Consider the following 13,211-nt stretch of genomic DNA (forward strand, 5'->3'; position numbering starts at 1 on the left):
CGAAGGTATGGGTTATGAGCCAGGAATTTTTTGATCCGGAACTTTTCGCGGATTTTATCGCTGAAGCCAAGGAACACCTTGAAACCATTGAGCCTAATCTGCTGGAGCTTGAAAAAACTCCGGATAATCTGGCTTTGCTCAACGATATCTTCCGCCCTATGCACTCCCTGAAGGGAGCTTCCGGCTTTTTGGGTCTGAACCGGATCAATCAGCTGGCGCATAAATCTGAAAATATCCTGGACGAACTGCGCAAAGGCAGTATGGTGGTGACCTCGGAGATCATGGATGTGATCCTGGCCTCCACGGACGCCCTGCGCCAGATGATCGACAATCTCGAAGCCTCCAATGCCGAAGGCGACGTTGAAATCGAGCACATCATGGCGCAGATCGACGCCATTATGGCCGGTGAAAGCGCGCCGGTCGCGCCGGAACCTGAGCCCGCTGCTCCGGCAGAAGCAGAACCCGCCGTTCCCCAAGCCGATCAGCCGGATCAGGTTGACCAGGTTGAAGCCGCCCCGGCGGCTGAGCCGCCGGCCCAGAAGGGAGAAGAGGCGGATAAGGGAGATGCCGATCAGGGCATGAGCACCAAGGAATGGGTCGCCGCCCTGCCCTGCGGCGAGCCGTACGCGCTCACCGCCTTTGGCGAAGGCCATCTCAAGGATTTTATCGACGAATCCTATGAAATTATCGCCAGCCTGAACGACGGTCTGCTGGAACTGGAAGAAACCCCCACCGGCCGGGACGATCTGGTCAACGATCTTTTCCGTTTTTTCCACAATATGAAGGGCAACAGCGGCATCATCGGCTACAATGATCTGAACGCCCTGACCCACGAGGCCGAAACCCTGCTCAACAATGTGCGACAGGGCAAAATCACGCCCAGTCACGAGCTCATCGATCTGCTGCTGCTGGTCGTGGACGTGATGGAAGGCCTGGTGCAGAAAATTGATATTGCCAGCGGACGGGCCACGCCTTTTGATACCAGCCCGGTTATCAAGCAATTGCAGCAGGCGCTGGCCGGCGGTCCCATTTCTCTGCCTGAAGAACTGCTGGCAGCCCAGAACGGCGGCGCGCAAGGCAAAGACGGCAATGCGCAGGCCGAAGCCCCGGAAGCTGAGTCCGTGCCCGCTGAAAGCACGCCGGTGGAGGTGGTCAATCCCACCATCATTCCGGTTGGCTCTGAGGGCGATGACGCCGACGTCTTTCGGGTGACAGTGCGCCAGCAGATTGAAATTATTCACGCCGCTCTGGCGACGCTGCAAAAAGACAGCAGCCACAAAGATTCCATTGATGCCGTATACCGTTGCCTTATCGCCGTCAAAAACGCCTGCAGCTTTGTGGGCCAGACGGAGATCAAGGTCTATGCCGAGCGCACGGCGGGCATCGTGGACCAGGGACGCCGCAGTGGCATTGATTTCGGTTTGATGGTGGATCTGCTCAGTCAGGAAGTGGGCATCATTGACGATATGGTGCAAAAAGCTCTGAGCGAAGGCAAGATTGCCGCTGATGCCGAAGCCGAGACCCCGTCTCTGGAAGCGGATTCCAAACCCGAGATCGCGGAAGCGCAGACGGTTCCCGACGCCCCGGCCCCGGCCAAGGTTGAAGCGGACAAGCCGCAACCCGCTCCCGCGCCCGCGGTGGAAGATAAGCCAACGCCTGCCGCGCCGACTTCCAAACCGGCCTCTGCGCCAGCCTCCACGCCCACCCCACCGGCGACCGCGCCCAAGAAAGCCCAGCCTGCCGCCAAAACCGGCGCGTCAGCCGCTCCGGCGGGTGAAACGCACAAGAGTTCCTCCACTATCCGCGTGGATCATGAGCGCCTGGATCACCTGATGAATCTGATCGGCGAGCTGATCATCAACCGCAACCGCTATACTCTCATCGCCCGCTCGCTTGAGGGCGGCGGCGATAACGTAAATATTTCGGAAGTAGCCCAGAGCCTGTCGGAAACCACCTACGCCATGGCCCGCATTTCCGATGATCTGCAGGACACCATCATGAAAGTCCGCATGGTGCCCGTCTCCTCGGTCTTTTCCCGCTTTCCCCGACTGGTCCGCGACCTCTCGCGCAAAAGCGGCAAGGAAGTGGATCTGATCATGGAAGGCGAGGAAACCGAACTGGACAAGAGTGTGGTGGAAGTTATCGGCGACCCTCTGGTGCATTTGATCCGTAATTCCGTGGACCACGGCATTGAGCCGGAAGACGTGCGCATCGCCGCCGGCAAGCCGCCTAAGGGCAAAGTCACTTTGCGCGCCTTTCACAAGGGCAATTCCGTCGCCATTGAAATTGAGGACGACGGCAAGGGCATCGACCCGGATAAAATGCGCGAGGTTGCCATCCGCAAGGGTGTCGTGACGCCTGAAGAAGCGGCGCAGTTGGACGACCGCGAAGCCATGGAACTGATTTTTGCGCCCGGCTTTTCCTCCGCCGAAAAAATCACGGATATTTCCGGACGCGGCGTGGGCATGGATGTGGTGCGCACCAACATCAAAAATCTGAAAGGCAGCGTCAGCACCAACTCCGAGGTAGGCAAGGGCACGCGATTCACCTTGAGCCTACCGCTGACCCTAGCCATCATCGACGCCCTGATGGTCAACGTGTCGGGCCAGATGTACGCCATCCCCTTGGATGCCGTGTCAGAAACCACCAAGATCGAGGCCGAACGCCTTACCGATGTCAAGGGACGCAAGGCCGTCACCCTGCGTGGCGAAGTGCTGGGCATTGTGGAACTTTCTGAAATGCTCGGCCTGCCGCGCACCGATCCTTTACCTGACGTGCTGTCCGTGGTGGTCATTCACGACAATGAGCGCCGCTTGGGTCTGGTGGTGGATCAGCTCCTGGAACGCCAAGAAATCGTCATCAAGCCGCTGGGCGCGTATCTGGGCGATCTCAAGGGCATTTCCGGAGCCACCATCATGGGTGACGGTTCCGTGATCCTGATTCTGGATCCGCATGAGATCTACCTCATGTCCACTTCCAAGGCTTCAAGCATGGTGCCTGGCGTTGACCAAGCCAAGCAGCCGCCGTCCGCTGTCGCGGCAAAGCAGTAAACATAATGGGGAGCGCAAGCTCCCCTTTTTAGTGTGAAAAGAATCTGCGACACGGCTTGAAAGTTTTTATGGGGATGATGATCCCTCCATCTCACTTGAGCAATTTCCTTTGATACCTGCTTCCACAGCCGTCCACAGCGCGGGGCATTTTCAGTTTCAGTGGATTGAGATAAACGTATAGCGGTATTTTGTCTGATTTTCTGTTAAGTTGCCTGAAAAACCAGCGCCGGAGTACAATTCCGTGCTGAACAAATCAAAAGGAATTCTTGTCTCGCGGACATGACAATAATGGGGGAATTCGGAAAGTTTACTCCAAGCAAAAGGGCCTGAATCGATAGGATTCAGGCCCTTTTACAGTGTTATTCAATATGGCTTCAGGCATTCAGCTCACGAGAGATTTCCAATGCCTTGGCCTGTTCGTCAAAGTTCGCAAAGCCGGACTGATGCAGCGCATCCAGCACCGTATCATCCCAGTTCCAGGTGGCATAGATGACCGGTTTGTGGAAAGAAGAGCGGAAGCTCTGCAACTCGCTACGATAAAAATCTTCCTTGGGCGTGTCCAGATGCTCACGCAACTGTTCATGCCGCCGTTGCAGTTCGCCTTCGTACCACTCCTGAATATCCTGCGGTTCCTTGTATTTTTTGAGGATATGCCCATAGCCGGCTTTTTCCATAAGCTCCGCCAGACGTTTGTGATGCTGCTGGCCAAGCCATCTGCCGAGTTGCGAAGTAGGTATATTTTCCTCTTCCACCGCCGCGATGTCAAAAACGGTCTGATAATAGGTGTCCGGTACCACAGAGGCCGAGGTAATGCCGGCGATGGCAACCAGGCCACGCAAAATAAGACTGTTGGAAACGCCCTGCCCGCAGAAGCCCACCTTCTTGCCGTATTTCTGGCCGGTGAAGATGCTGACCAGTATGGCCCAGACCACCGCCGGATCCTCTTCATCATAGATGTGGGCCAGACGGGCATTATCGCGATCCGTAGCCAGAACCATCTGCGTCATGTCGTTGGAACCGATGGAGAAGCCGTCAAACTCGCTGATGAACTGCTTGGCCAGGATAGCGTTAGAAGGCAACTCGGACATCAGAATGATCTTCAGGCCGTCCTGGTCGCTCTTGAGCTTATGCACCTGATCCAGATAACAGCGCATGGAGCGGGCTTCCTCGAGGGTGCGCACAAAGGGCAGCATCATACGCAGATTGCTGCCGCCGTATACGCCGCGCGCCAGTTTGAAGGCTTCGATCTCCCAATCGTGAATATTGCGCGACACGCCGCGATAGCCCAGCATGGGGTTGGCTTCCTGATGCTCGAACAGGTTGCCGCCCAAAAGGTTGCGGTATTCGTTGCTCTTGAAGTCCGTGGTGCGGTAGGTGATGGGCTTGCCATAGAAAGCCATGGCAAAGAGCGCCAGATTTTGGGCCAGAGTCTGAACGTAATGTTCCTTGCCGGTACGGAAGCCGCGCGCCTTGATAATGGAGCGGATTTTTTCCGGCAGATTGCGCACGTCGTCCATTTCTTTTTTGAGGCCGGTGCGCAAACCGATTTCTTCGCGCAGATGGCGAATGTTTTCCAGCAGTTTGGCCACAGCGGGCAAATCCTGAATCCGCTGCACATGGGCTTCCACGCTGGCTTCAATTTCCGCCGCGCGCTTGGCCGATTCCGGATCGGCGGACGACAGCAGGGCAAGCTCGTCGTCGTAGCCCATGATGATCCGCACATGGTCCGCCAGATCGGGCGAGGTTTTCAGCACCTCAATACGGCGCGAGGCCATTTCCATATGCTGGTCGATCTTGTGATCCAGCTCGCGCATCTTGCGGTGTTGCAGCAGCACCTCTTCGGCGTTCAGGCTCTTGTCGGCATCGGCCAGAGCGTTCACCTCGGCGGCCAGACCGGTAATCTCGCCCACATATTCACGCAGATTGAAATTGAAGACGATCAGTCCGGCGGCCATCTGCTCACGCAAGACCTTGGAAAGACGGTCTTCCAGTTCTCTGAGTTTTGCCTGGACCACGACATCCAGTTCGCCGTTGTCAAAGGCTTCCAGGGCCTGGGGATGGATGCTGATATTGCCCAGCATGAATTCCGCGCGCAGCAGACCCACTTCAAACTGCGGATGGTTGCGCAAACGCGAAAGGAAGAGGGCCTGGCCCACATCGGCCAGCACCAGCCCCACCTTTGTTTTGGTGAACGGCAGTTTGGCCACATCCATCTCGCCGCCGACCTGATGCAGCGGCAGCAGCCCGCGGTAGACACGCCCGCGCGTGCCGTCCACGGTCACTTCAGCGCCATCCAGGGCGCGCAACACGTCCACCCGCTGAATGCCGATGACCGCAGCGATGCCCAGTTCGCGCGAAGTGATGGCCGCGTGGCTGGTGTCACCGCCCACGTCCGCCATGATGGCCGAAGCCACACGCATGCCCGGCACCATGTCCGGGTCGGTTCGTTCGGCGGCCAGCACGTCGCCCTTGGCTATTTTGTTCAGTTCCAGAGCGGAACGCAAAAAGCGCACGGTCCCCTGCCCGGCGCCGCGCGAAGCGCCATTGCCTTCCACCAGAATTTCCGCCTCGGCCGCGGCCTTGGCGTCCACCTCGCGGCGGCGCATGAAAATGGTGGTGGGATGCAGCTCCAGATCTTCATTCCAGCGGGTTTCAGGCCGGGCCTGAACAAACCAGAGCTTGTCGTTGGCGTCAATACAGAATTCCGTATCCATGATCATGCCGCCGTAAGCTTTACTCACGGCGCGCACGCCCTTGGCCACGCGCTCGGCCTGGCTCAGCGACAGAGCCCAGCGCAGAGCTTCCAGCTCGGGCACAGGCACTTCGCGGGTGCCGCCCTTCTCGTCATAAACAATTTTCATGTCCTTGCAGCCCATCTGGCGGATGACCACCTCGCTGCCGTCGTCACGCTGGAAAACATAGAGTTTGTCAGGCGTCACCTTGCCGCCCACCACCGCCTCGCCGAGACCGTAGCTGGCGTCGATGCTGACCAGGTCCTTGCGGTCCGTGCCCCGGCAACCGGTGGCCGTGTCGGCGGAAAAAGCCGTGCCGGAAATCACGGGATTGATCATCTGCATCATGCAGACGGACAGCGAGGTATGCTCAATGGCCCATTCCTGCTTGGCCAGTTCGGCGATGGATTCGTCCCCGGTTTCCTCGGCCCGGGCCAGGGCATCCAGAATGGCCTCGCGCCGGTACGTCATGGAGCGCAGATTATACGCGGAAGAGCAGTCCCAGTGATAAGCCTCGACCACCCTGTCCTCACCGACCATATTCAAGTACGTGTCTTGCAGGCCGGCAAAGGCTTTTTTGCGCGAATCCTCGCCCGCGGCGGAGGAACGCACGGCCACCGGGGTCATGTCGTCGCCGTTTTCTTCACAGATGGCTTTATATGCGCCGCGCACGGCTTCAGCCACGTCAGTGGGCACATCCACGGAAAGAATCGCGGCCTGCACCATCACCGAGCGTTTGCGCAACTGGTCAATGCCCTCGGGCGATGTGGCAAAGCCTTCTACTATGTTATTGATAAATGTTCTCAATTTTGTATGGGCCTGCTCACCTTCAGCCTTGGCGGCCTCATGGCTCTGCTTGCCCAACTGGCGCACGAATTTTTGCAGGAAGTCGGGATCCTGATTGATTTCGGGATCATTCCAGTCAATCCGGCCGTACTCCTTGTCCACCACGGAGCGCACAACACGGCCATTGACCTTGGTCTCATCCAGCAGACGATGAAACGCCAACGAGGAGATGGCGCGGAAATGCGGCGCCTGAATGCCTTCAATCTGACTGATCAGAGCCGTATTGTAATTCTTGCCACCGACAAGCAACTCCGCTTCGGGACCAAGCTTCACGATGTCCGCGCCGGTCAACACCAGCTTTTTCTGAATCAAATCGACAGAATCAGTTTTGGGCTTGGCCTGCGCGGTTCTGGCGGCGGGACTTTTAGCCATGACTTCCTCCGGTTTGGCGGGAAAGAGCATCTTTATCTGTTAGAATACTATACCGGTATCGGAAAACTGTCCACAGATTCACGTGCCGCGGCTTAGCCCACACGGGAACCGCAATAAGGACAGAAGGCCACGTTATCCATGGGGATAGGCTGCCCGCAGGCCTCGTTGCTGCACATGCGCGGCACCGGCCCGAGTTCCACAATCAATTCCCCCTCGCGCACAGAAACCATTTGCTTGCTTTCCTTGAAATCGGCGGTCTTGAGCACGCGTTTGACAATGCCGTCCACCGGGGCCAGCACTGCTTTTTCCTGTTTCATGATCGACACATTGAAAAGTTCCTCGCCGGCCTTGACCACATCGCCGGGATGCACGTACATGACCCACAAATCGCCGTTACTGGGAGCGGCCACCTGGTAGCGGTTGGAAGGATCGGCCATCAGCGCGCCCTTGCCCTTCTGGCCCGTGGGCTGGCTGACCTGCACCTCGCAGCTCATGAATTCCGAATCCAGCACATAGCGGCAAATGGAAATGCCCGCATCATTGGGACGTGAAATGCTCAACAGCGCCAGGTGATGAGGTTTGCCGCTGGTTTCGTTGAAGTACAGATCCTGCCCGACTTTCAAGCCTTCAAACCAGACATGCAGCGGCAGATTGTTGGGATCGCCGTACTTGGTCTTGAACTGGATGGTTTTCAGGGCGTCGGCCGGGTGGTTGAGGTAGAGCACGAATTCTTCAGCATTGGGCTGCCGCTTGAGAATCTCCGTGCAGGCCTTCTCCTCGGCGGCCAGATTGACGTCCGGCAGGGTTTCCAGAGGCGAATTTTCAGTGCGCTTGGCAATGGCGGCTTTCCAGTCGGAGCCGAAAGCGCTTTCATAGACCCAGTCCGCAGGGAAGCCCAGAGGCAGCTTGCCGAATTTGCCCATCAGCAGGTTGCGGAAAGCGTCATTGCAATCCTGATAAATGGAGAGGCGGGCCTTGCGCATTTCCGGAGAGAGTTCAGCTTCCGGCGTGCGGGTTACTTCACCCAACACTTCAAGAAGATAGCGCACCTCATCCTCGCCGCCGCGCTTCCAGGCCCCGGTCACGGCCAGAAAAGCCGTGTTCCAGGTAATCTGCGAGCCGGGCGTCACATCGTGATAGCGCACGATCTGACGGGTGCCTTCCAGGAATTTGAGCATATAGGGCAACAGGTGGATGTAGCCCTGTTTCATGGCTCCTTCCTGCGAGGAGGATGTGGCCCCGCCGGGCATGCCGTGCAGGGTGACGTCATAGTCGATCCCCTGGAAGTACGGCGCGCAGTAGCGGTCGTAATAGGGCATGATCTGTTTGCAGACGAAATTGGCGTCACGGATGGCATTTTTGTTCAAGTGACACTTGAGGCCTAATTCATCCTCAAGATAAGCCATGGTGGAAAGCACGTCGCCCTGCCCGTAGGAACGCACCGCGGAGCCCAGGCCCACATCGAGAATGTGCGCGCCAGCCTTGGCCGCCGCGCCGCAGGCGGGAACGAACAGGCCGTCCGTGTAATGGCGGTGGTAATGCAGCACCAGCTCGGGCCAAGCTTTGCGCAGCGCGCTCACCAGCTCGGTCATGAAACGCGGCGGACAGACGCCGCCCATGTCCTTGAGCCCCAGAATGATATGGCGCGAGGCCTCTCTGGGGTCCACGCCCATCACGTCGCCCACCATGCGCAAAATAGCCTCGGTGACGCTGAGATAATGGGGCGTGTCAAAGCCTCTGGCCCAGGACATGGACAACGCGGGCTGGAAGATGACGTCCTTGCGGGACATGACCACTTCCGCGATGGGCCGCATGTTTTCCACATGGTTGAGGAAGTCGAAGCAGCGCACCACCTGGTAGTGGTCGCAAATCATTTCTCCGGTTTTCCGCATCAGGTTGCGCGGCTGGGGCGTATATCCCAGCACGTTGGTGGAGCGCACCAGCAACTGCTTGAGCGTCTTGGGCGCGAAGCTGTTCCACTCCCTGGCTTCAGTGAAGGGATAGGTCATGTTGGCCATCATGGCCACATGGAAGTGCGCGCCGCCGCCGTTCTCAATGGAAAAATACCCCACATTGTCCAGATAGGGGCCGATAAGCCTGTCTTCGGCCAGCCGGAAGCGGTTGCCGGAGTTGGACTGGGTGAAATCGCGCGGCGTGGTGTCGGTGAAATGCACGTAGCCGGAATCGCGGATGTAATCCAGCGTCGCCAGCCTGTCGCCCTGCGGATAGGGCGAAGGCTGCCGCCGGGCCGCCGTGCTGATGGTGGGCAGCACGGGTTCAAACGGTCCGAGGCAGGGCGTGGTGTCCGAGCGGTATTCCCCAAGCTGGACATAGGGGTTGAAGCCCTTGGCCGAAATTTCGGCCACCAGCCGGGCCAGCCGTTCCCCTTCCGGGGCCAGGTCCGTATAGAGCATCAGTTCGGGATGGTCGGCGATAAAGTTGGTGTTGATGTCGCCTTTGCGGAACAGCGGGTTCTTGATAACCTTGCGGAAGAAGGGAATGGTGGTCTTGATGCCGCCGATGACGTATTCGCCCAGCGCGCGGGCCATGATGCCCAGCGTCTTTTCCCAGTCATGGGCGTAGGCGATCAGCAGCGCGCCCGCGGAGTCGTAGTTGGCCGGAAATTCATAGCCCGCGCTGATGTTCGAGTCCAGGCGCACGCCCAGGCCGCCGGGCGAGACATAGCGCGAAATCAGACCGGAATTGGGCGAGAAGTTATCCTGCGGATTTTCACAGTTGATGCGCACCTGCATGGCGCAGTACGAGGGCCGCAGATTTTCTTCGCGATAGCGCAGCTCCGCCCCGAAAGCCACGGCGATCTGCTCTTCCACCAGGTCGATGCCGTAACGGCATTCGGTAATGCCGTGCTCGACCTGGAGGCGGGTGTTCACTTCGATCAGATAAGGCGACCCGTCAGGCGTGACCAGAAATTCCACCGTGGCCAGCGAATGGTAACCCACGGCGCGCACCAGGCGGCGGGAGTAATCCTTGAGGCGCTCGCGCAGTTCGCGGGTCACGCCCGGCCAGGGCGACGGCGTGATTTCGATCAGTTTCTGATGGTTGCGCTGCACGGTGCAGTCGCGTTCATCGAAAGCGAAGACGTTGCCGTACATGTCGGCGATGACCTGGATTTCAATGTGGCGCACGCCGCTCAGAAATTTTTCCACAAAAAGGCGCGGATTGCCGAAGGAGGCCTGAGCCATGGAAGAGGCCTTGAAAAAGGCGTCTTCCAGTTCGGCTTCATTATGAATGGCGAAAATGCCCCTGCCGCCGCCGCCGCCTTCGGCCTTGAGCATGATGGGCAGGCCTATTTCGCTGATCAGGCGGCGGGCTGTGGGGATGTCCACCGCGCCTTCGGAACCGGGCACCACCGGAATGCCCAGCTTGCGGGCCACCTCGCGCGCCTGGACCTTGTTGCCCAGCAGGTTCATGGCCTCGGCCGTGGCGCCGATGAAGGTGATGCCGGCTTCCTTGCAGCGTTGCGGAAAGCGCGTGTCTTCGGAGGCAAAGCCCCAGCCGGGGTGAATGCCCACCACACCGCGCTGCTTGGCCAGGTCGATGATTCTGTCAATGTCCAGATAGGCGCGCGGCTCGCTGCCCAGCAGGACCAATTCCTGAGCCGTGGAAGCGGCGGGGGCGGTTTTGTCCACATCCGTGGCGGTCATGGCCGCCACCGCGTCGAAGCGCTCCCGGATTGAACGGCAAATACGCCGGGCCGGAATGCCCCGGTTCGCCACCAGAATGACCTTGCCCTTCAGAAAATCCTGAACTTCCGCGAATGTCTTGTTGGCCATGCCTTTTCAGCCCTTTATGATAGTCTTTCGGAAAGCCGGAGGCTTCCGCTTAGCCATTCCTCACAGCGACCGTTGCAGAGCAGGCGCAGTCCCCCGGCCGGAGTAAGACCTTCCAGCCTGCCGCGCACTCTGCGTTGCCCCTCAACCAGCTCCACATCTCTACCGCGCCAAAGCAGTAATTCCTCTGTCCGGGTTTTCCACCGGTCGGACAGAGAGTGGCCGTTGTTATATGCCGAATGCACATGCTTTACAAGCCGCTGCCAGAGAGACTCGGCCAACGGAGCGGGACGGTCTGGCCCGTCGGCCAGACTCGCGGCGGGCATGGCCGCGTCGACCCGCAAAGCGTCGTCGGGCGGCGCGCTGTTCACATTGACGCCTATGCCCGCCAGCAGCACGCCGCCCCGCTCCTCCAGCAGGATGCCCGCCAGTTTGCGGGGGCCGCCCGGCAGACAGAGCACCAGATCATTGGGCCACTTAAGCAGCACCGGCCAGCCTTCGGCGCGCAGGGCGCAGGCCAGCAGCAGTCCCATGGCCGGAGCCGCCGCCGTGCCGTCGAAAGGCGGCTGTACCGGCAGGCGCAGAGCGGCATAGATATTCCCCGGCGGCGACACCCAGGACCGCCGCAACTGCCCGCGTCCTGACGTCTGGCTGACGGCCTGGACGCTGTCCCAGATCTTCAGTCGGCCACGCCCGGACAGAAGAAAGGCCACGTCCAGAGTGGATGAAACCTCGCCGAAGCGCCAGACAAAGGGAGCACGGACAGCGCCCGGGTCAGCGCTGCCCGCAACGGCCGCCTGAGCGCTTTTCCCGCATTCCGGGCTGTGGCATACTGAGCTCATGGAACTTTACCTCGTGGGCGGGGCCGTGCGTGATCTGCTGCTGGGCCGCGTCCCTGTTGAACTGGATTTCGCCTTCTCCGGCGCTATGGCCGATTTCCTGGCCGCCCACCCTGATGCCCGTCCGGTGGGCAAAAGCGTGCGCGTCTGTCTCTGGCGGGGCCGCGAATGCATGCCGCTTCGCGGCGGCAGTCTGGAGGCGGACCTGCTGGCCAGGGATCTCACCGTCAATGCCATGGCCCTGGACAGCCGCGGCCTGCTGCGCGTCCATCCCCAGGCCCTGGCCGACCTGCGATCACGCCGCCTGCGGCCTGCCTCGCCCACAGCTCTGTCCGACGACCCGGCGCGGGTGTTCCGGCTGGCCCGCTTCGCGGCCTCCTGGCCGGACTGGCAGGTGGATGGGGAAGCCTGCGCCCAGATGCGCGCTCTGCTCCCGTCCGCGCTGGCGGCTATTCCGGCGGAGCGTGTGGGACGCGAACTGCGCAAGGCCCTGGCCGCGCCCGCGCCCGCGCGTTTTCTTGAAACGCTGGCGGCGGGAAACGCGCTGGTTCCCTGGTTCGCAGAACTGGAAACCGCCCGGGACATTCCCGCCGGACCGGCGCGCTGGCATAAAAATTCCGTGCTGGGGCACACAGCGCGGATTATGAATCTGACCGCCGGTGATCCTCTGGCCGTCTGGATGGCGCTCTGCCACGATCTGGGCAAAATCGGCACGGACCCGGCCCTGCTGCCGCACCATTACGGCCATGAGCAGCGCGGCATCGCTTTGGCTCAGGGCCTGGCCGAGCGCCTGCGCCTGCCCGCGCTGTTTAGTAAAGCGGGCGCGCTGGCCGCCGCCGAGCACATGAAGGCCGGCATGCTGCCGCGCCTGCGTCCCGGCACCCGGCGCGACCTGCTCTGGCGTGTGCATCAGGCCGGTTTGAGCGCGCCTTTCTGGCGACTGGCCGACGCCGACAGCAACAGCCGCGTCGGCACGGAAGCACTGCGTCAACTGGCCGCCCTGCTGGCCGTCCGCCTGCCGCCGGACTGGTGGGGCAAGGGTGAGCTGTCCGCGCGCAAACTGCGCGAACTGCATTGCCGGGCGTTGACGGAACTGCCCGCCCTTCCCGATCCGTCCGCGTGACGAATCAGAGCGCCGACGCGCGCCGCGCGGCGTCAAAGCAGGCCGCGCACAGCCGATCCATGGCGGGCCCGTGGTCCAGACCGGCCAAGTGCCCCATGCCGTGGGCCAGAAGACGCAAGAGATGTTCCGTCGGATCCTGCCCGTAGAGCAGGCATTCGCGCGCCAGCGTGTCCAGAGAAAGCAGCAGAATGCCCGGCAGCTCCTCGCCGCCGGGAAAAGAAAGCACATTGGTGGGACCCGTGCAGTCCATAAAGCGCAGGTTGGCCGCGCTCATGGCCGCGTCGTCCAGCAGGTGCAGCTCAAGGCTGCCGGGCGCGCGGGTGCCGTTCCCGGCCAGAGCGCGCAGCATGATCCGCAGAACCAGAGCCAATTCCCGGCGGTTCAGGGGTAGCAACCAAGCTTGGGCGGCGTAATGCCCCTGAATGCGCACGCATTCCGCGCAGTTTCTGGAGCCCGTA

Annotated in this window: 6 protein-coding genes; 2 read left to right on the plus strand and 4 right to left on the minus strand. The window is 60.3% G+C overall.

Annotated elements, in window-relative coordinates:
- The first annotated feature begins 14 nt into the window (after positions 1 to 14).
- Positions 15 to 3,050, plus strand: coding sequence for a chemotaxis protein CheA (locus FYJ44_RS06665; protein ID WP_154510467.1), 3,036 nt, complete (start codon positions 15 to 17; stop codon positions 3,048 to 3,050).
- 374 nt (positions 3,051 to 3,424) lie between these two features.
- On the opposite strand, the gene FYJ44_RS06670 is transcribed toward FYJ44_RS06665, so the two are convergent.
- The 3 genes from FYJ44_RS06670 to FYJ44_RS06680 form a co-directional block, all read right to left on the minus strand.
- Entirely contained in the window at positions 3,425 to 7,000 is a 3,576-nt protein-coding gene (locus FYJ44_RS06670) for a PEP/pyruvate-binding domain-containing protein (RefSeq protein WP_154510468.1), read from the minus strand.
- 92 nt (positions 7,001 to 7,092) lie between these two features.
- The gene (locus tag FYJ44_RS06675; RefSeq protein WP_154510470.1) at positions 7,093 to 10,794 is read right to left on the minus strand and encodes a pyruvate carboxylase; all 3,702 of its coding nucleotides are present in this window, start codon (positions 10,792 to 10,794) and stop codon (positions 7,093 to 7,095) included.
- A gap of 14 nt (positions 10,795 to 10,808) precedes the next feature.
- Positions 10,809 to 11,633, minus strand: a complete 825-nt coding sequence (locus FYJ44_RS06680; protein WP_154510472.1) for a biotin--[acetyl-CoA-carboxylase] ligase — start codon at positions 11,631 to 11,633, stop codon at positions 10,809 to 10,811.
- Here FYJ44_RS06680 and FYJ44_RS06685 point away from each other — a divergent pair.
- On the plus strand, positions 11,632 to 12,753 hold the full coding sequence (locus tag FYJ44_RS06685; protein WP_154510474.1) for a tRNA nucleotidyltransferase/poly(A) polymerase-related protein: 1,122 nt from the start codon (positions 11,632 to 11,634) through the stop codon (positions 12,751 to 12,753). The genes FYJ44_RS06680 and FYJ44_RS06685 overlap by 2 nt on opposite strands.
- 4 nt (positions 12,754 to 12,757) lie before the next feature.
- Here FYJ44_RS06685 and ybeY read toward each other — a convergent pair whose 3' ends face one another.
- Entirely contained in the window at positions 12,758 to 13,183 is a 426-nt protein-coding gene (gene ybeY, locus FYJ44_RS06690; RefSeq protein WP_374042592.1) for an rRNA maturation RNase YbeY, read from the minus strand.
- Positions 13,184 to 13,211: the final 28 nt, after the last annotated feature.

Source organism: Desulfovibrio porci, assembly GCF_009696265.1.
Lineage (GTDB): Bacteria > Desulfobacterota > Desulfovibrionia > Desulfovibrionales > Desulfovibrionaceae > Desulfovibrio > Desulfovibrio porci.